This window comes from Stutzerimonas chloritidismutans AW-1 (assembly GCF_000495915.1).
Lineage (GTDB): Bacteria > Pseudomonadota > Gammaproteobacteria > Pseudomonadales > Pseudomonadaceae > Stutzerimonas > Stutzerimonas chloritidismutans.
Map to the genome: position 1 here is coordinate 11,867 of NZ_AOFQ01000077.1, position 19,479 is coordinate 31,345.

At 61.9% G+C, this 19,479-nt stretch carries 19 protein-coding genes; 4 read left to right on the plus strand and 15 right to left on the minus strand.

What is annotated here, in order from left to right; all coding sequences use genetic code 11:
* Nucleotides 1-20: 20 nt before the first annotated feature.
* Nucleotides 21-1,127 carry a tRNA 2-selenouridine(34) synthase MnmH gene (gene mnmH / locus F753_RS48515; protein WP_023447210.1) on the minus strand — a complete coding sequence of 369 codons (1,107 nt, stop codon included), beginning with the start codon at nucleotides 1,125-1,127 and terminating at the stop codon, nucleotides 21-23.
* Complete coding sequence (selD, locus tag F753_RS48520) at nucleotides 1,127-2,161, minus strand: selenide, water dikinase SelD (RefSeq protein WP_023447211.1); 1,035 nt, start codon at nucleotides 2,159-2,161, stop codon at nucleotides 1,127-1,129. The genes mnmH and selD overlap by 1 nt, the downstream gene beginning before the upstream one ends.
* Before the next feature lie 181 nt (nucleotides 2,162-2,342).
* Between selD and F753_RS48525 the strand changes: the two genes are divergently transcribed.
* The gene (locus tag F753_RS48525; protein ID WP_031298529.1) at nucleotides 2,343-3,332 is read left to right on the plus strand and encodes a patatin-like phospholipase family protein; all 990 of its coding nucleotides are present in this window, start codon (nucleotides 2,343-2,345) and stop codon (nucleotides 3,330-3,332) included.
* A gap of 15 nt (nucleotides 3,333-3,347) precedes the next feature.
* On the opposite strand, the gene F753_RS48530 is transcribed toward F753_RS48525, so the two are convergent.
* The 8 genes from F753_RS48530 to F753_RS48565 form a co-directional block, all read right to left on the minus strand.
* Nucleotides 3,348-4,442, minus strand: coding sequence for an AI-2E family transporter (locus tag F753_RS48530; RefSeq protein ID WP_023447213.1), 1,095 nt, complete (start codon nucleotides 4,440-4,442; stop codon nucleotides 3,348-3,350).
* An 85-nt stretch (nucleotides 4,443-4,527) separates the two neighbouring features.
* Nucleotides 4,528-5,331: a DUF4892 domain-containing protein gene (locus tag F753_RS48535; protein WP_023447214.1), complete on the minus strand. Its 804-nt coding sequence runs from the start codon at nucleotides 5,329-5,331 to the stop codon at nucleotides 4,528-4,530.
* Between the two features lie 234 nt (nucleotides 5,332-5,565).
* A complete protein-coding gene (locus F753_RS48540; RefSeq protein WP_023447215.1) occupies nucleotides 5,566-6,423 on the minus strand; it encodes an alpha/beta hydrolase in 858 nt (285 codons plus the stop codon).
* Nucleotides 6,420-7,232, minus strand: a complete 813-nt coding sequence (locus tag F753_RS48545) for an alpha/beta fold hydrolase (RefSeq protein WP_023447216.1) — start codon at nucleotides 7,230-7,232, stop codon at nucleotides 6,420-6,422. The genes F753_RS48540 and F753_RS48545 overlap by 4 nt, the downstream gene beginning before the upstream one ends.
* A 127-nt stretch (nucleotides 7,233-7,359) precedes the next feature.
* The gene (locus F753_RS48550; RefSeq protein WP_023447217.1) at nucleotides 7,360-7,803 is read right to left on the minus strand and encodes a hotdog fold thioesterase; all 444 of its coding nucleotides are present in this window, start codon (nucleotides 7,801-7,803) and stop codon (nucleotides 7,360-7,362) included.
* Between the two features lie 80 nt (nucleotides 7,804-7,883).
* Entirely contained in the window at nucleotides 7,884-8,342 is a 459-nt protein-coding gene (sixA, locus tag F753_RS48555) for a phosphohistidine phosphatase SixA (RefSeq protein WP_023447218.1), read from the minus strand.
* Complete coding sequence (locus F753_RS48560; RefSeq protein ID WP_023447219.1) at nucleotides 8,339-8,695, minus strand: DUF4389 domain-containing protein; 357 nt, start codon at nucleotides 8,693-8,695, stop codon at nucleotides 8,339-8,341. Before F753_RS48560 ends, sixA begins: the two co-directional genes overlap by 4 nt.
* 21 nt (nucleotides 8,696-8,716) lie before the next feature.
* Nucleotides 8,717-9,739, minus strand: a complete 1,023-nt coding sequence (locus tag F753_RS48565; RefSeq protein ID WP_031298530.1) for an NAD(P)H-dependent glycerol-3-phosphate dehydrogenase — start codon at nucleotides 9,737-9,739, stop codon at nucleotides 8,717-8,719.
* Between the two features lie 430 nt (nucleotides 9,740-10,169).
* Here F753_RS48565 and fabA point away from each other — a divergent pair, with 430 nt between their 5' ends.
* Nucleotides 10,170-10,685, plus strand: a complete 516-nt coding sequence (gene fabA / locus F753_RS48570; RefSeq protein ID WP_003285418.1) for a 3-hydroxyacyl-[acyl-carrier-protein] dehydratase FabA — start codon at nucleotides 10,170-10,172, stop codon at nucleotides 10,683-10,685.
* An 11-nt stretch (nucleotides 10,686-10,696) separates the two neighbouring features.
* Nucleotides 10,697-11,914 carry a beta-ketoacyl-ACP synthase I gene (gene fabB / locus F753_RS48575; protein ID WP_023447221.1) on the plus strand — a complete coding sequence of 406 codons (1,218 nt, stop codon included), beginning with the start codon at nucleotides 10,697-10,699 and terminating at the stop codon, nucleotides 11,912-11,914.
* 64 nt (nucleotides 11,915-11,978) lie between these two features.
* Here fabB and sstT read toward each other — a convergent pair whose 3' ends face one another.
* From sstT to F753_RS48595, 4 genes are all read right to left on the minus strand, one after another.
* The gene (gene sstT / locus F753_RS48580; protein WP_023447222.1) at nucleotides 11,979-13,217 is read right to left on the minus strand and encodes a serine/threonine transporter SstT; all 1,239 of its coding nucleotides are present in this window, start codon (nucleotides 13,215-13,217) and stop codon (nucleotides 11,979-11,981) included.
* Nucleotides 13,218-13,392: 175 nt separating this feature from the next.
* Nucleotides 13,393-15,018, minus strand: a complete 1,626-nt coding sequence (locus tag F753_RS48585) for a methyl-accepting chemotaxis protein (RefSeq protein WP_023447223.1) — start codon at nucleotides 15,016-15,018, stop codon at nucleotides 13,393-13,395.
* 166 nt (nucleotides 15,019-15,184) lie between these two features.
* A complete protein-coding gene (locus F753_RS48590) occupies nucleotides 15,185-15,652 on the minus strand; it encodes a DUF3859 domain-containing protein (protein WP_023447224.1) in 468 nt (155 codons plus the stop codon).
* A gap of 66 nt (nucleotides 15,653-15,718) precedes the next feature.
* Nucleotides 15,719-16,744 carry an amidohydrolase family protein gene (locus F753_RS48595; RefSeq protein ID WP_031298531.1) on the minus strand — a complete coding sequence of 342 codons (1,026 nt, stop codon included), beginning with the start codon at nucleotides 16,742-16,744 and terminating at the stop codon, nucleotides 15,719-15,721.
* A 230-nt stretch (nucleotides 16,745-16,974) separates the two neighbouring features.
* On the opposite strand from F753_RS48595, the gene F753_RS48600 reads away from it, so the two are divergent.
* Nucleotides 16,975-17,409, plus strand: coding sequence for an OsmC family protein (locus F753_RS48600; RefSeq protein WP_014820466.1), 435 nt, complete (start codon nucleotides 16,975-16,977; stop codon nucleotides 17,407-17,409).
* A gap of 61 nt (nucleotides 17,410-17,470) precedes the next feature.
* On the opposite strand, the gene htpG is transcribed toward F753_RS48600, so the two are convergent.
* A complete protein-coding gene (htpG, locus tag F753_RS48605) occupies nucleotides 17,471-19,375 on the minus strand; it encodes a molecular chaperone HtpG (protein ID WP_023447226.1) in 1,905 nt (634 codons plus the stop codon).
* Nucleotides 19,376-19,479: the final 104 nt, after the last annotated feature.

Sequence of the window (19,479 nt, forward strand, 5' to 3'; positions counted from 1 at the left end):
CCTCGTATGCCATTCAGGAGTTAAGGCGCAGCTCGCGCCTGACGGTGCCGCAAATACTCGACCACGGACGGCTGGTCGCCAGCGAACTCGATACGCTCGGCCTTGCTCTCGCGCTGATAGGCGTACATGGGGTCGTAATACTCACCCAGCAGCGTCTCAATCCAGGCGCGATGCAGGTCGACAGAGCCACTACGCGCCTGTTCCGCCAGCGCTTGATCCATCAGCAATGCCAGGCGCTGGTAACGCTCGCCGCCGAGTCGCTTGCTGATATTGACCAGACTTTGCTGCAGACGCTCGGCGAATGCAGCGAAACCGTTCTCGCCCTGCTCGGCGATGAATTCAGCGCACAGGTCGATCACGTAGTCCTTGAGAATCCGCTCGACGCGCCCTTCCAGGCTGTCCTCCAGCCAGACCAGCGGAAATTCCTGCATGCCGTTGAACAGCGGCAATGGAATCGAGCAACGCCCGACCAGACGCGCCTCATCCTCGACAACGAACGTCTGGATGCCCGCTGCACGCATCTTCAGCAGCCGGATCGCCAGGGCGTTCTCGAAATCGATCTGCGCCGGTTGTGGTGTCGCGCGCTTGCCGAAGCTGGAGCCCCGGTGATTGGCCAGGCCTTCCAGGTCCAGGCTGTTATCCAGCTGCGCCAGCACTTCGGTCTTGCCGGTACCAGTCATCCCGCCCACCAGCACGAAACCGCACTGCTCGACAGCCTGATCAATGGTATCCAGCAAGAAATGGCGCATCGCCTTGTAGCCGCCGACGACCCGCGGGTACTCGATGCCCATCTCGTCCTTCAACCACTGCTGGACGATCTTCGAGCGCAAGCCGCCACGGAAGCAGTACAGGTAACCCTCCGGGTGGGCACGGGCGAAATCGGCCCAGGCCTGCAGACGCTCGGCCTTGGTCTTGCCGGACACCAGCTGATGGCCCAGCTCGATAGCGGCTTTCTGCCCGTGCTGCTTGTAACAGGTGCCGACCTTCTGCCGCTCGACATCATTCATCAGCGGCAGATTGACCACGCCGGGAAACGCGCCCTTGTCGAATTCCACGGGCGCACGGGCATCCATCATCGGGGTGCCGTTGAGGAACAACGCGCGAAAATCTTCGGTATCGCTGCGCATCAACGCACCTCTACCGCATGGCTGCGCGCGCCCACCAGCTGGCCGATAGGCTCCAGGGCGAGGCCGAGCTCGGCGCAAACGGTTAGGAATTCAGCTTCGCCTTCCGGCGCCACGGCGACCAGCAAGCCACCACTGGTTTGCGGGTCACAGAGCAGCTGCTTGTGGCGTTCGTCGAGCGTGGCGATGCGCTCACCGTAGCTGTCGAAATTGCGTTGGGTCCCGCCGGGCACGCACCCTTGCTCCAGGTAGTACTCGATGCCCGGTAGCCGCGGTACGCGGTCGTAGTCGATCTCGGCAGTCAGGCCGCTGCCGTCGGCCATTTCCACCAGATGGCCGAGCAGGCCGAAGCCGGTGACGTCGGTCATGGCACGAACCCCCTCGAGCTTGCCGAAACGGCTACCGGCAGTGTTCAGCGTGCACATCCAGTCGCGGGCCAGCCCGACATCTTCAGGGCGCAGCTTGGCCTTTTTTTCGGCGGTGGTGAGAATGCCGATACCCAGCGGCTTGGTTAGGTACAGCGTGCAGCCGGCGGTGGCGGTGTCGTTACGCTTCATCTGGCGCTTGTTCACCAGCCCGGTGACGGCCAGGCCGAAGATCGGCTCGGGCGCATCGATCGAATGGCCGCCTGCCAGGGGAATGCCTGCGGCATCGCAGACGGCGCGGCCACCGGCGATCACTTCGCGGGCGACTTCCGGCGGCAGCACGTTGACCGGCCAGCCGAGGATGGCGATGGCCATCAGCGGGTCGCCACCCATGGCGTAGATGTCGCTGATGGCATTGGTCGCAGCAATGCGACCGAAATCGAACGGATCGTCGACGATGGGCATGAAGAAGTCTGTGGTCGACACCACGCCGCGCTCTTCATCGATGCCATACACCGCGGCATCATCACGCGAGGCATTACCGACCCACAGACGCGGGTCGAGGTTCTGCGCTCCGCTGCCGGCAAGAATCACGTCCAGCACCTTGGGCGATATCTTGCAGCCGCAGCCGGCGCCATGACTGTACTGGGTGAGGCGGATCGGTTCGCTCATCGGACTCTCTCGTGACACATGCACAAACGGGCGGCGATTGTAGCAAAGGCCGCTGTAAGTTCGCCGGTAGCCGCCGGATTCGGGCCTGCAACGACAGACTCGAGCGTGGCGAGGTCCGATCAGCCCTTGCAGGCTTGCCGGCCAGGCACGAAGCTATCGCGAGTGCCACAGGGAGAACCGCATGAGTAAGAGAGTTGCACTGGTATTGGGATCAGGTGGCGCACGGGGCTATGCGCATATCGGCGTGATCGAGGAGCTGGAGGCACGAGGCTATGAGATCGCCTGCATTGCAGGCTGTTCAATGGGCGCGGTCGTCGGCGGCATCTATGCAGCCGGCAAGCTCGACGAGTATCGCAGCTGGATCGAAAGCCTCGATTATCTGGATCTGCTGCGCCTGGTCGACCCGAGCTTCAGTCTCGGCGCGATCCGCGGCGAAAAGGTGTTCGGCCGCATCCGCGACATGGTCGGCAAGACCCGCATCGAGGATCTGCCGATTCCGTTCACCGCGGTCGCCACCGACCTGACCAATCAGCAGGAAATCTGGTTTCAGGAAGGCAGCCTGGAACTGGCGATGCGCGCCTCCGCGGCCATCCCGAGCCTGTTCACGCCGGTCATGCAGGGCAATCGCATGCTGGTCGACGGCGGCCTGCTCAATCCCCTACCGATCGTCCCGGTGGTGTCGGCGCATTGCGACATGATCATCGCGGTCAACCTCAACGCCAACAATCACAAGCAATATCCGCTGCCGGAGATCGAGCGCCCCGGCCGCTTCGACTCGCTCATGACCTCGATCAGCTCGCACATCCCGTTCTGGCGCAAGGACGAAGCCGAGCTGACCGAACAGATCGAGGATATCCGCGCAGGCGAACTGACTCGCGGTGATCAGCCACCGGCCGCACCGACCAGCCGCAGCGCGCCTCGATCGGCGGAAGGCTCGACGGTAATCGATGTGACTGGCCCGGCGTCGCTGCTGGAGCTGATCAACCAGAGCTTCGATGTCATGCAGTCTTCGCTGGCGCAGTACAAGATCGCCGGCTATCCGCCGAATGTACTGGTCAATATTCCGAAGCGGGCCTGCCGCTTCTACGAGTTCTACAAGGCGCCGGAGCTCATAGCGCTGGGCCGCATCGTCGCCCACGACGCCCTCGTGCGCTACGAAGAGGAGCAGTGACCGGCAGACGCCACCTCACCGCCCGGCAGGTTCCCGCCGCTCGTTCGCGAGCTGCGTCGATTCGTGCGGTGGCATCTGCGGCACCTCCTTGATCAGCCAGTCACCCAGCAGGCTATAGGCGACCGCGAGCAGGGTCGGGCCGAGGAACAGCCCCATGAAACCGAACGCGAGAATGCCGCCGAACACACCGAGCAGCACCACCACCAGCGGCAGATTGCCCCCTCGGCTGATCAGATAGGGTTTGAGCACGTTGTCCACGCCGCTGATGATGAACATCCCCCAGATGCCGAGGAAGATCGCCATACCGTAATCGCCCTGCCAGGCCAGCCAGGCAACGGCAGGGCCCCAGATCAGCGGCGGCACCATGATGAAGCTACAGGCGAAGGTCAGCAGCCCGAGCACCAGCGCTCCCGGCACCCCGGCGATGAGAAAACCGATGTAGGCCAGAATCGCCTGAGCCGCGGCAGTGCCTATCACCCCGTTGACCACGCGCTGCACCGTCCCCGCAACGAGTTCCAGATAATGATCCGCACGATCACCGATCAGCCTGTGCAACAGGCTATGGACGAATGCCGACAAGCGTGGCCCATCGCGATAGAAGAAGAACACCAGCACCAGGCTCAGCGCCAGTTCGAGCATCCCGCCGCCGATGCGCGCGCTGCGCACCAGCAGCCAGTTGGCGACCTGGCCGATGTAGGGCCGAATGCTGGCGATCAGCGCCGTGCCCTGCTCGTCCACGGTGCTCCAGAAATTCAGTAGTGCATCGCCTATCAGCGGCACCTCACCCAACCAGGCCGGCGCCGGCGGCAGTCCCTCGACCTGCAGATCGTGCAGCAATGCGTTGGCATCGCGGATCTGGTCGGCGATGTTGAAGCCCAGCCAAACCAGCGGCACCGCCACCAGAACCATCCAGCTGAACGTGAGCAGACCGGCGGCGAGCGTGGCATTGCCATTCAGCCAACGGGTCAGCACGCGCATGACCGGCCAGCTGGCGAATGCCAGAACGGCAGCCCAGAACAACGCGGAAGCAAAGGGCGCCAGTACCCAGAGACAGGCGGCCAGCAGCCCGAGGAGCAGAATCTGCACCAGCAGGCGATCATTGTTGAGCATGTGAAATTACTCTACTGAAAAGAGCCGGCGCGTTCTGTCAGCGTGACGCGTCAGCGAAGACGGCTATTGCAGCCGTTACGCAGGATCAGCGCAATAGTCTGATGAGCAAACCGGGTTGCTCCGACTCATCCACTTCCAGGCGGCCGCCACGAATGCGTTCGGCGACCAGCGCTTCACGCCAGGCGGCTGCGCTACGCCCGGCCAGGCTCACCCGCGTTGTGCTGTCCAGGCGCATGACGTTGGCCAGCAGCGCACCCCACTCGGCCGTCGGCTCATCGGCCAGATCCGGTAGACGCAGTTCGCCGGTGCTGCGCAGCTGTCGTTGTAATGTCGCCGCAGTCGGCAGTACACCCGTCAAAGGCCGGTCGGAGAGAAGTTGTTCGACATGCAGGTAAGGCCTACCGTTGCCACGGGTAATCCCGTACAGCGCGATCAGTTCGCCCTCACCGCCGGGCATGCGCGCCAATAGATAGGCCTGCTGCGCCTCGGGACCGTAGAGCATCGACTTGTCGAAGATTGCGTTGGCCCACAGACTGCTGGAACCACACTCACGCCCTTCGCACCAGAAGAGCAACTCGGCGCCCCGTTGCAACAGCGTGCCGCGAGCCTCGGTAAAGGCTTCAATACCCGTGTGCGTGGCTGGCAATTGATAGGTGATCGCGGTCAGCTCGCCAGAGACGACCACCTGGGAGGCCATCCGCAGGTTGCCACTGATGCGACGTATCGAGTCCTGCGGATACACCCGCTCCTGAACCTGGGTTTGCCGGTAATCGACGATCTGCGCCTGGGCAAAACGAGGCAGGCGCTCCAGATCGGCGCTCCCGGTAACGTCAGCCGCCAGCACAGCGGCGGAGAAAAACGCCGCCGCTGCTATCCATGCACTTCGCATAACTCTCCTCAACGGGACACCTTCGACTGCTTGCCGAAGCTCAACCGGCGTATCGCGTCGCATGGACCCGATAGGCTCAGAACGTCAGCAGGCCGGTGCTCGCAGGGAAACGTGGCACTGTAGCGATTGATCATTGCGCTGGCTCTGCTGGAACATTGCTTCCCAGCCTCGCCAGTTGGCAAAAGCAAGTCAAGCAAGGGTTTGCGAGAGAGTATTGCGAGCCCGCCGGATACGTCAGTCGTGTAAGAAGCTGTTGAATACCCTGGCGACCGCCTCAGCGCCAATGTCATCGTCCAGATGCAAATGATGCCCACCCGCCAGGCGGCGGATATCGAACGGGAAGCTTTCGACAAGCTCGAGCAGCTCAGGCTGCATCATCAACCCCTGCTCGGCCAGCACCAGGCTGGTCGGGCAAGCGACCCGACTGACGAAGGCCAACGCATGGGCGCGGGTCAGCCGCATTGCCGAGGGAAGCATCAGGCGTGGATCGGTGCGCCAGGTGTAGCCGCCGGGCACAGGCATCAACCCTCGCTGTGCGAGCATCTCGGCCGCCTCGCGACTGACCGCGCCGACGCCTTTCATCCGCGCTTCCACAGCCTGGTCGAAACTCGCGTAGACCGGCTTGCGCTTGTCGTTCACCGCGAGCAGCGCCTCGAGGGCGGAACCAAGCTTCTGCGGCGCGCTATCCGCCTCGCCGGTGTAGGGAATCACGCCATCGATCAATGCGAGCCGCTCGACGCGCTCGGGTAGCGCACCGGCGAGCAGCACGGAAACGATCGCGCCCATGGAGTGCCCGAGCAATGAAAAGCGCTGCCAGCCAAACTGCTCGGCGACCTGCAGCACGTCATGGGCATAGTCCCAGATGTTGTATCCGGCCCCGATCGGACGATGATCGGAATGGCCGTGACCAGGCAGATCCAGCGCCACGATGCGCAGCCCTTGCAGCCTGGGCGCCAGACGGCTGAAGGTTGCCGCGTTATCCAGCCAGCCATGCAACGCAATCACCGGCTTGCCATCGTCAGGCCCGTAAAGATGCGCCGCCACCTCAAGATGCGGCAGGCTCAGCCGGACTTCTTCGAACAGCACGCTCATGCAGCCCCCTTGGAAAGCTCGGTGTAGCTGCCCCAGCGACCAAGCAGTTCACGCAGCTTTTCTGCGGTCTGCTGCGGCTGTTCGAACGGAAACATGTGGCCTCCTGGCAAGGTGTGCGCTTCGCCACGCGACATCAGCCGCAGCAGATAACCATGATGCGGCAGCACGACACGACTATCGCGCCCGCGAATCATCGCCAGCGGAATCTTCAAGGCCGGCGGCCAACCGGGAGTGAGATGAGGCACGCTGCGATAGATGCTGATTTCGGTCCGCGGATCGAAACGCAGGCGCACCCCCTGCCCCACAGGCTCCAGACCATGCTCGAGATAGGCTTCGAGGCATTCCGGATCAAAGCTGCTGAACAGGGCTTTGCCGGCGAAATAGGCGCGTGCCTCTTCGACACTGGCGAACTGTTCGCGCCGTCCCAGCGTACGGCCAGCCGGCGTCAGCCGGTCGATGAAACCGAGGCGCTTGGCCGCCCAGATCACCGTCTGGTCGAACCAGGTCGGTATCGGCGAATCCAGCATGACGACCCCGTGGTACAGGTCCGGGCGCAGCAGCGCGGCGCGGTAATGCAGCATGCCACCGAACGAATGCCCTACCCCCCACACCGGCTCGTGCAATCGATCGAGCTGCTCGAACAACTCGTCGAGCAGGTTGTTCCAGTTATCGTCGACCGGAAAGCGCGGGTCGTGCCCATGGCGGTCCATGTGCGTGACCCGGTATTCCGGCGCCAGGGCGTCGAACAGCTTGCGATAGGTGGCCGAGGGAAAGCCATTGGCGTGGGCGAAGAAGATGCGTTGCGACATGGAAGGCGTTGCCGGACAGACTGAAGCCTCATTGTCTGGCAGGCCTCGGCAGGCAGCAATCGCCATAGCCCTGCCGAATGAAGGGCATTCAGGCCAATCAGCAGGCCGCAATGCTCCAGGTTTGCTGTCAGCCCGCGGGAGCGCCTTTTTCCAGGGGCACGATCGCGACGGTCAAACGTGAAATGCAGCTTGGCTTGCCGTCCTCGCCGCTGAGACGAATATCCCAGACATGGGTCGAGCGTCCCAGGTGCACCGGCCGGCATACGCCGGTCACGCGCCCGCTGCGCAAACCGCGCAGATGGTTGGCGTTCACTTCGAGGCCAACGCAATAGAACTTGCTGCTGTCGATGCAGTGATAGCTGGCCATCGAACCGAGGGTTTCAGCCAGCACTACAGAGGCACCGCCATGTAGCAGGCCGTAAGGCTGGTGGGTGCGTGCATCGACCGGCATGCTGGCGGTGATGGACGAGTCATCGAAGGTCTCGAAGCGGATGTCCAGCAATTCGGTGATGGTGTTCTTGCGGGTACTGTGAAGCTCTTCCAGGTTGGGCTGACGGTGCCAGATACTCAAGGCGCATACTCCTGACGTCTATTGTTGTTCTTTGCTTGATGTGCCGCCGTGAGCAAAACAGCCTGGCGGACCGGTCAACCCTAACTAACGTGACGCAAGGACACCAGCCGCATCAGCCCTCCGGCTATTGCCTCACCCTCCAGCTCCGCCAGGGACGCGGTCGCCATCGGCACAGGCTCCGCATAGTTGCCGTTCATCAGCCAGCCGGCAAGATTGCCGACGAAGGGCTGGTGGGTGACCAGTAGCAGATCGCTTTCGCCGCGCAGATCGAGCTGGCGCAATGCTTCGCCAAGATCCGCCTCCGGCGTCAGCCAGTCCACGGTTTCACATTGACCGCCGAAGCTCAGCGCCTTGCGCACCTCGTCCGCAGTCTGCTGTGCACGATGAAACGGACTGACCAGGATCGTTTGCAGCGGCTTGCCGCGAAGAAAAGTGGCGCTGCGCCGCACGTCGCGGCGCCCTCCCTCGGTCAGGTTGCGCTCCGCATCGGTGCGCGCACGGGGTTCGGCTTCGCCGTGTCGTAGCAGCCACAGCTTCATGCCGTCGGACCCTGCTGGGAGTCCTTCGGCTCGTGCGGCGCAACGGGCGGAGCCGGGGTGGTCAGCTCGACATCCGCCGGGCGCGGGGTCGGCCAGTCCGAAAGCGGCCAGGGCTTGCGTTCGGTATTGAAGGTGGCGAAACGGCCAATCTGGGCGATGTACTGGCTGAGGCTGTCGCCAAAGCCCTGCAGGCTGGAGTCCGGGTAGCCCTTGACCAGGCGCATTACCAGCTGCAGCACCACGACCACCAGCAGGGCCAGTTCGGCCAATTGCCAGACGAAGAAGAAGATCAGCATCCAGACGGCTCGCAGGATCAGCGATTCCCGGTCCGTTGCCTGGTTCGATTGACTCATGGAATGTCCCCTACGCTCGGCTCAGAAACCGTCGGTTGAAATGAAGTCCACATCGGTCTTGGGCTCGCCACGCATCAGCACACCGATGATCTGATCGAGCGTACGCCCCTCGAACAGGATGGCATGCAGACCCGCGACCAGCGGCATATACACCTGCAGCTCCTCGGCCTTGCACTTGAGCACCTTGATAGTGTTGACGCCTTCCGCGACCTCGCCCAGCCGGGAAACCGCCTCATCAAGGCTGAGGCCTTCACCGAGCGCAAAGCCCACCTGGAAATTGCGGCTTTTCTGCGATGTACAGGTGACGATCAGGTCGCCGACGCCGGCCAGGCCGAGAAAGGTCATGGGATTGGCGCCCAGCTTCACGGCGAAACGAGTCATTTCCGCAAGAGCGCGGGTGATAAGCATGCTACGGGTGTTCTCACCCATGCCCAGCGCTGCGGCCATACCCGCCATGATCGCGTAAACATTCTTTAGCGCCCCACCCAGCTCGACGCCGAAGCGATCCGAGCTTGCGTAGACGCGGAAGGTGCGGCCGTGCAGCACCTGCTGGACGCTGCGGCAGAGCGCCTCGTCCTGACTTGCCACGACCGTTGCGGTCAGCGCGTGCTCGGCCACCTCACGCGCCAGGTTCGGTCCGGACAACACGCCGATGCGCGCCTGCGGCGCGATCTGCTCGAGAATCTGGCTCATCAGCATGAAGCCGTCAGCCTCGATGCCCTTGGTGGTACTGACCAGCATCTTGCCGCCGAGCTGCGCCGCGAACGGCTGCAGTGCCTGGCGCAGCGCGCTGGACGGCAGCGCAACGAAGATCAGCTCGCAGGCATCGAGGGTCGACGACAGATCGGTGGTCGGCTCGACCTGCGTAAGGATCTCGACGCCCTTTAGATAGCGCGGGTTCTGTCGCAGCGTCCGGATACTTTCGGCCTGCTCCGCATCGCGCATCCAGAGCAGGACGTGGTGACCATTCTCGGCCAGCAGATTGGCGATCGCGGTACCGAAACTGCCGCCGCCGAGTACCGCGATGGGTTGCTGTCGTGTCATGTGGAATCCGTTGTTGGCCATCCGAAATGGCAGTGCCGGGCATTATACGTTTCATCTTCACAGCGGCCAGCGCAACTACGGGGCCCAGTGAAATCATTTGGTTACAGTCGTCACGAAGGCTAGCCCAGAGCCTCCCGGGGGCCTTTGGATCGGTATTCGTTCACGCCATGCAACCGTCACTGCAACGATTGTCTATAGAGGACACGCTGTCGCAAGGTCCTCGTTCGCCGTTAAGGAGTGTTAAAGTAGCCGCCCAATTCTGTCTTTGCGCATTCAGCCGCAGGTACGGGTTGAATGGCGTCGCTGTTGGCGGGCTGTGACTTTAGCCACAACGCGGCAGTCTATGACTAGTCTTGATGATCAGGCCTCGAACTCTGGCCCGGTATGTAAGCAGCAAAGCCCTTCGCAAGGGGCCCATTGAGGAATACGCATGACCAAACAACACGCCTTTACTCGGGAAGACCTGCTTCGTTGCAGCCGCGGCGAACTCTTCGGTCCCGGTAATGCGCAACTGCCCGCGCCGAACATGCTGATGGTCGATCGTATCGTTCACATCAGTGAAGTCGGCGGCAAGTATGGCAAGGGCGAACTGGTCGCCGAACTGGACATCAACCCTGATCTCTGGTTCTTCGCTTGCCATTTCGAAGGCGATCCGGTCATGCCCGGCTGCCTGGGCCTGGATGCCATGTGGCAGCTGGTCGGCTTCTACCTCGGCTGGCAGGGCAACCCCGGCCGTGGCCGTGCCCTCGGCTCCGGCGAAGTGAAGTTCTTCGGTCAGGTTCTGCCGACCGCCAAGAAAGTCACCTACAACATTCACATCAAGCGCACCATCAACCGCTCGCTGATTCTCGGCATTGCCGATGGCACCGTCAGCGTTGATGGCCGCGAGATCTACAGTGCCGAAGGCTTGCGCGTCGGCCTGTTCACCTCTACCGACAGCTTTTGAAGGACATCCGCATGCGTCGCGTCGTGATCACTGGCCTGGGTATCGTTTCTTGCCTGGGCAATGACAAAGAGACCGTCTCCGGCAACCTGCGCGCCGGCCGCCCCGGCATTCGCTTCAACCAGTCCTACGCGGACATGGGGTTGCGCAGCCAGGTTTCCGGTTCCGTCAATCTGAACCTCGAAGAACTGATCGACCGCAAGGTCCTGCGCTTCATGGGTGACGCTGCCGCCTACGCCTATCTGGCAATGGAGCAGGCCGTGAAAGACGCCGGCTTCACCCTCGATGACATCTCCAACCCGCGCATCGGCCTGGTGGCCGGCTCCGGTGGTGCTTCGACCATCAACCAGATGGAAGCCATCGACATCCTGCGCGACAAAGGCGTCAAGCGCATCGGCCCATATCGTGTTCCGCGCACCATGAGCAGCACGGTATCCGCCTGCCTGGCCACGCCGTTCCGTATCAAGGGCATCAACTACTCCATCGCTTCGGCCTGCGCCACCAGCGCGCATTGCATCGGCCATGCCATGGAACAGATCCAGATGGGCAAGCAGGATGTGGTCTTCGCCGGTGGTGGTGAAGAAGAGCATTACAGCCAGAGCTGCCTGTTCGACGCCATGGGCGCGCTGTCCAGCCAGTACAACGATACGCCGGAGAAAGCCTCCCGCGCCTATGATGCCAAGCGTGACGGTTTCGTCATTGCCGGCGGTGGCGGCATGGTGGTGGTCGAAGAGTTGGAGCACGCACTCAAGCGCGGCGCCAAGATCTACGCGGAAATCGTCGGCTACGGCGCTACTTCCGACGGCTACGACATGGTTGCGCCGAGTGGCGAAGGCGCCCTGCGCTGCATGCAGCAGGCCATGTCGACCGTTGATACCACGATCGACTACCTCAACACCCACGGCACCTCCACGCCGGTCGGTGACGTTGCCGAGATCAAGGCCGTGCGCAACATGTTCGGCGACAAGATCCCGACCATCAGCTCGACCAAGAGCCTATCCGGTCACTCGCTGGGCGCTGCAGGCGTTCATGAAGCGATCTACTCGATGCTGATGATGGAAGGCAACTTCATCGCGGGCTCCGCCAACATCGACGAGCTGGATCCGGAAGTCGCGGACATGCCGATTCTTCGCGAAACCCGCGAGAACGTGCAGCTCGATACCGTGATGAGCAACAGCTTCGGCTTCGGTGGCACCAACTCCACACTGGTGCTGCGCCGCTACAAAGGCTGAGTCTGACTAGCGACAAACAAGAACGGCGCCCTAGGGCGCCGTTTTTTGTTTCCACCTCACGCCGTCACACCCGGCGCTCGGCATCTCCATCGATATCGCCATGTGCGATACACGAAGCGGCGGTGAACAGCACATCGGTAGAAGAGTTGAGCGCGGTTTCCGCCGAGTCCTGGACGACCCCGATGATGAAGCCGACGGCCACCACCTGCATCGCCAGGTCATTGGAGATACCAAACAGGCTGCACGCCAGCGGAATGAGCAGCAGGGAGCCACCGGCCACACCCGACGCGCCGCAGGCACATACCGCAGCCAGAAGGCTGAGCAGCACCGCCGTGGCGATATCCACCTCGATACCCAGGGTGTTGACCGCAGCCAGCGTAAGCACCGTGATGGTGATCGCCGCACCACCCATGTTGATCGTCGCCCCGAGCGGAATGGATACCGAATAGGTGTCCTTGTGCAGCCCGAGCCGCTGACACAGTTGCATGTTCACTGGGATGTTCGCGGCGGAACTGCGCGTGAAGAACGCCGTGATACCGCTTTCGCGCAGGCAGGCGAATACCAGCGGATATGGGTTGCGGCGGATCTGCCAGAACACGATCAGCGGATTCATCACCAGCGCCATGAACAGCATCGCGCCGACCAGCACCAGCAACAACCGCATGTAGCCCAGCAGCACGTCGAAGCCCGATTCGGCCAACGTGCCGGCTACCAGCCCGAATACCCCCAGCGGGGCGAAGCGAATGACCACCTTGACGATCAAGGTGACACCATCGGAAAGGTCACTGATCAGATGCCGGGTGCTCTCCTGCGCATGACGGAAGGCGAAGCCAAGTCCGATGGCCCAGGCCAGGATGCCGATGAAGTTGCCGTCGAGCAGCGCCTGCACCGGGTTAGCCGTGATATTGAACAGCAGCGTCTGCAATACGGCCCCCACGCCCGACGGCGGCGTTACATCCGCAGCACCGCTGACCAACGTGAGCGTGGTTGGAAATATGAAGCTCGCCAGCACGGCAACGGCCGCCGCACTCAGCGTGCCGAGCGCGTACAACAAGATGATGGGGCGGATGTGGGTCGGCTGGCCGCGCTTGTGGTTGGCCAGTGAAGAGGTCACCAACACGAACACCAGAATCGGTGCTACCGCTTTGAGCGCCTGCACGAACAGATCACCGAGAAGAGCTACGGATTTTGCTGCGCCAGGCAGCAGTAGCGCAAGCAAGGCGCCAGCCACCAGGCCCGCGACGATCTGGGCAACGAGGCTGGTACGGCTGATGAAGCGAATGAATCGAGGCATATCGGACATGGGCGCATCTCGCAGCTCGGCAGGTACGGCCCGAAACAGCCCGTGCCTGCCATGGAAAAACGCCGGATGGTACGCCGCTCTCCCGTCCATGCCCAGCGTTGTGCTGTCACGGGGGCATGGGAGGCTGCTGAAGCGCCCGCAGGCGGCGGGAAGGCGCCATTGCGGCTAGCGCATGTCACACCTGAAAGCGCGCTACCAGGCCGCTCAGGTCGATGGCCAGGCGCGCCAGTTCCTGACTGGCCGCGCTCGTCTGATTGGCACCTGCCGAGGACTGCAGCGAGAGGTCACGGATATTAACCAGATTCCGATCCACTTCCCGCGCGACCTGAGCCTGTTCTTCTGAGGCGCTGGCAATCACTAGGTTGCGCTCGCTGATCTGGCTGATCGCCGAGGTGATGCCATCAAGAGCTTCGCCGGCCGCCCGAGCCATTTCCAACGTAGTACGGGCACGCTCGTTGCTCGATTGCATCGCGTGCACGGCCTTGTCCGTGCCCTGATGCACGCTGCCAATCATCTGCTCGATCTCACCGGTGGACTGCTGGGTACGATGCGCCAGGGCACGTACCTCGTCGGCCACCACCGCAAAGCCGCGCCCAGCGTCGCCAGCCCGGGCCGCCTCGATCGCGGCGTTCAGCGCGAGCAGATTGGTCTGTTCGGCAATCGAGCGGATCACTTCAAGCACCTTGCTTATATCTCGCACCTGACCGGCAAGATGCTCCACCTCGCCAGCGGTATTGGTCACGTCGCTTGCCAGCAGATTGATCGACTCGACTGTCTGCAGCACCTGCTTGCGCCCGCGCTGTGCGGTGTCGTTGGAGTCCTGGGAGGCCTCGGAGGTAGCCACCGCGTTGCGCGCCACTTCGTCTACGGCTGCGGTCATCTCGTTTACGGCGGCAGCCGCTTGTTCGATCTCGTGGTTCTGCTGGTGCAGGCCGCGGGTGGAGTCTTCGGTGACCGCGTTGAGCTCCTCGGCTGCCGAGGCAAGCTGATTGGACGAGTCGGCGATGCCCTGAATGGTCGAGCGCAGATTGGCCTGCATGGCTTTCAGTGATGTCAGCAGGCGGGCCGGCTCGTCCTTGCCCTCGACCACAAAATCGCCGGTCAGATCACCACCAGCGATACGCTCGGCTACCGAAACAGCAGTTCCCAGCGGGCCCACGACGCTGCGGGTGAACACCCAAGCCAGCGTAACGGTGATAGCGGCAGCGAACACCAGCGTCGCTACCACCCAGCTGAACGCCGTGTCGTATTGTGCGGACGCGCGATCCGCCGCCCCGCCGGCTTCCTCGCTGTTGATGGTAAGGAGCTGGTTCAGTGACGCAGTCACGTTATCCGCGTGCCCGTTGATTTCGCCGTTGATTATCGTCACGGCCTGGGCGCGCTCGCCGCGGACCACATGCTCGACGACACGCTGCTGAAGCAGCAGATACTGTTCGAAGCTCTGCTTGAAGCGTTCATACGCAGCACGTTCTTCGGCCGTTGTTACTCGCTTGGCGTAATCGGCATCACGTTGAGCCACTTCGCTGCGCAGCTGAGTCAAGCGCTGGGCAGTTTCCTGCACCATCTGCGGTTCTTCAGCCAAAGCCAGTCGCAGGGTGTTTGCCCGGATGCGCATGACCGTGACGTTAAGTTCACTGAGCGCCATGATGCTGGGCAGCCAGTTCTCATCGACCTCCTTGCTCTCGTTGCGCATGTTGGCCATCTGGTTCAGTGCGAACAGGCCGAGGAAGAGGACGAGCAGGCCAATCAGGCCGAAACCCAGTGTTGAGCGTTTACCAATAGTGAGCGAGCGAATGGACATGGGACTACCTTCTCCATGAAAAACGGAAAAACGCCACAAACCGTGACTTGCTCCGTTATCGGAAGGCCTAGCCTTTCACTTGAACTTTGACGCCAATTTTTTGCGCCGCTCGACTCCCTCCCCGACTAACGGTTCGAATGGCCATCTCGACCTAACAAGATGGCCATCACCGGACGTCGAACATCTGCTCGGCCAACTTGCGGTCCCCCTGGAACACCATCAGATGCCATCGACCGAGCACAATCTCATGGGGCTCGGTGAATTCGAATGCCATCACGTCCGTTTCAGCGCCCGACACCAGCGCTTGCACGACCTCGAACTTGTCATGCCGCTTGCCATCGGGTGTCACCACACCTGGCGTCAGGTATAGCAAAGTCAGCGGCGTATCGGCTTCGCGCTTACCAGCGAGGCGATAGCGCAGGCCGAACTTGCTTCCGAGCCGCGCCGGCACCTCAGTCGTCTGGCGAATGGGCTGGTCACGACGAGTCAGCACGCGCTCGCCTGGCTCGAAATCCTCTTTGACGGTTTCGAACACGCCATACTCCACGGCACCCACGACCTCGATCTGCGCCAGCGCTGCGGGCGAACTCACACCCAGTACCATGGCGACGAGCGCCCAACGAGTGAACGACATGGAACCTGCTCCTTCCTGTTTGCGAAGCAGGCAGGTTATGACGCACCGATTACAGTCTCATGACGCTCAACGTAGCTCAGCCTGACGCTTGCGGGGGAGCAGCGCGAGAAAGTTATCTCGCGCCACGCCTTGCGCTACGGAGGCTGGAAGTGCATCGAGGAAGGGAGCGAAGGCGTGCATGCCGGTCGCCAGGTTATCGAAATGGCCGACCACGTCCGAGCCGATCACGAAGCGCTTGGGATGCCGCTTCACCAACGCGACCCACTTCGGGTCGGGACGCTTATCATCGTCCAGCAGATAAGGTTGCAACATGGTCCAGGAAAGGTCGATGTACAGATTCGGATAGTCATCGAGCAGGCGGCTGACCGTATCGTGCAGGAATTCAAGCTTCTCCTGGTGTCGGTGCAGCTCCATGCTGGTTCCGGCATGAGCCCAGATAAAGCGCGTATGCGGATGATTGCGCAGCGGCTCCTCCAGCTCGACCAGGTAGAGCGGATTGCGCTCTCGCTTGGAGGTGATGTTGGAATGCAGCATCACCGGCAGATCGAACTCCGCCGCCAGGTGATAGACCCTGGCCAGCGCCTCGTTGTTGGCCCGCGGGGTGTCGCCCTCGGTCAACGCGGTCACGTCATCGTGTCGGGTGAATACCTCCCCCAGCCCCTGCCAGAGGCCCGGGTTCAGCTCCAGCATGCGGCGGATATGCGCGTCGGCGTTTTTGTCGTTAGGGTTGAAACCGGAAAGAAACGGATGGAAGCGCTTGCGCTGCTCCTCATCCAGATCTTCCAGTGCAGCGGCGACCAGCACGTCGGTGGCGCTGTACCAGTACACCGGCGCATCGTCACCGGCGTAGTAGCGAGGCCGCTTGGGCTCGTTCTCGTGCCATTTCTTCGCCACCGGAATGCCGCTGATCATCACGTGATCGATGCTACCCGCGTCCATCGCTGCCAGCAGCTTTTGCATGCCATCGGTTTCCTGGAAAAAATCCACATAGTGCAGATGCGCATCGCTGTAACGATAGTCACGCCCTTCCCCTACCGCGACGGACGACAACGTAACGAGGGCTACAACGGAAAATATTCTGAAAATGTACAAAGCTCGGTCCTCCTGACAGCCAGCGAGTAGACCGTCAGGAGGGCCACCCGTTCAGCTTTGCCATGCTGCAGGACACGACCAGAGGCTCAGCCGAGCCATACCCCCCACGGTATTTGACTGAAATCAACGACCATCCATCGCCATCACACTAGTCTCATGATCACCACAACCGCGCAGCCGCTACCTCACTGCGCGCTGCTTTTCTTCCGCTTCACAAAAGGACCCATCGCATGGCAATGAAAACCATCAGCGCGCACGGAACATTGAATGCCGGAATGGCAATCGAGGTGCAATGCGGCAACCACCGCCTGATCATGGACCAGCCAAAGAGCGCGGCGGGCCAAGACCTCGGCCCGACGCCGCTGGAAGCCATTCTGGCGGCAGTGGCCGGATGTTTCGGCACCATCGGCCGCTTCATCGCTCACCAGCAGAAGATCGAACTGCGCGGCATGCGCTTCGAGATCGAAGCCGATTACGATCCCGCCGGACTGCTCGGACGCGATCCTGCTGTACGGCCGGGCTTTCAGGAATTGCGCATCAAGGTGGACATCGACGCCGATCTGGATCGGGCCGGCAAGCAGGCATTGCTGGAGCAGATCGAGCAGCGTTGCCCGGTAGCCGACAATCTCACCCACGGCACTCGCCTGGTCAGCGTCCTGCTCTGAAGCAACCCGAAACGAAAACGGCCCGTCACTTGACGGGCCGTTCGTACATCGCTGCCAGGGATCAGGCCGATAGTTCGACCAGCAATTTGTTCAGACGCTGCACGTAAGCAGCGGGATCCTTCAGGCTATCCCCCGCCGCCAGCGCAGCCTGGTCGAACAGGATGTGCGACAGATCCGCGAAGCGATCCTCGTCCGGCTCGGCATCGAGCTTTTCGATCAGCGGATGCTGCGGGTTGATCTCGAAGATCGGCTTGGACTCTGGCACCTTCTGCCCGCTTGCCTCGAGAATCTGCCGCATCTGCAGGCCCAGGTCCTGCTCGCCAATGGCGAGAATCGCCGGCGAGTCGGTCAGACGATGGGAGACGCGCACCTCGGCGACTTCATCACCCAGCGCGCCCTTCAGGCGCTCGATCAGCCCTTCCTTGGTCTTGGCGATTTCTTCCTGAGCCTTCTTGTCCTCTTCGGAATCCAGCTTGCCCAGATCCAGGTCGCCGCGCACAACATCGGCGAACTGCTTGCCGTCGAACTCGGTCAGGTAGCTCATCAGCCATTCGTCGATACGATCAGTGAGCAGCAGTACCTCGACGCCTTTCTTGCGGAAGACTTCCAGGTGCGGGCTGTTCTTGACCTGCGCGTAGCTTTCGCCAGTCAGGTAGTAAACCTTGTCCTGACCTTCCTTCATGCGCGACAGGTAATCGGTCAGCGAAACCGACTGCTCGCCCGACGCGTCGCTGGTGGAAGCGAAACGCAGCAGGCTGGCAATTTTCTCCTTGTTGGCAAAATCTTCCGCCGGACCTTCCTTGAGTACCTGGCCGAACTGCGACCAGAACTTCTTGTAGTCCTCGGGCTTGTCCTTGGCCAGCTTCTCCAACATGTCCAGCACGCGCTTGGTCAGCGCCGACTTCATCGAATCGATGACCGGATCCTTCTGCAGGATTTCGCGGGACACATTGAGCGACAGGTCGTTGGAATCGACCACGCCCTTGACGAAGCGCAGGTACAGCGGCAGGAACTCGTCCGCCTGATCCATGATGAAGACGCGCTGGACGTAAAGCTTCAGGCCCTTCGGCGCCTCGCGGTGATACAGATCGAATGGCGCACGGCCGGGCACATAGAGCAGCGAGGTGTACTCGAGTTTGCCCTCGACCTTGTTGTGGCTCCAGGACAGAGGGTTGTCGAAGTCGTGAGCGACGTGCTTGTAGAACTCCTGATACTCCTCGTCCTTCACCTCGGTGCGCGGACGGGTCCAGAGGGCGCTGGCGCGGTTGACCGTCTCCCACTCCTGCTCGGCCGGCTTGTCCTTCTCCTCGCCGTGGAACTCTTTAGGCAACTCGATCGGCAGCGCGATGTGATCGGAGTACTTCTTGACGATGTTGCGCAGGCGCCAGCCATCGGCAAACTCTTCTTCGCCCTTCTTCAGGTGCAGGACGATGCGGGTGCCGCGTTCGGCCTTTTCGACGGTGGCGACTTCGAATTCGCCCTCGCCCTTCGACGACCAATGCACCCCTTCGCTGGCCGGGGTACCGGCGCGGCGGCTGTAGACGTCGACCTTGTCGGCGACGATGAACGCCGAATAGAAGCCCACACCGAACTGACCGATCAGGTGCGAATCCTTCTTCTGGTCGCCAGAGAGATTTTTCAGGAAGTCGGCAGTACCAGACTTGGCGATGGTACCCAGATGCGCGATCACGTCATCGCGGTTCATGCCGATGCCGTTGTCTTCCAGGGTGACGGTATTGGCATCCTTGTCAAAGCTGAGGCGAATCTTCAGATCAGCGCCACCCTCAAGCAGCTCCGGCTTGGCCAGCGCTTCGAAGCGCAGCTTGTCGGCGGCATCGGAGGCGTTGGAAATCAGCTCGCGAAGGAAGATTTCCTTGTTGGAATACAGCGAATGGATCATCAGATGAAGCAGCTGCTTCACTTCGGTCTGGAAGCCCAGGGTTTCTTTTTGAGTCTCCACACTCATCGTCTACAAACTCCACATCAGCGTAATGGCACGGACCGCGGTTGCGGCGATGTCTGGCAGATGGGGGCGTGGCGATGATTTTCAAGGGCAGCCGACGCGTCGCA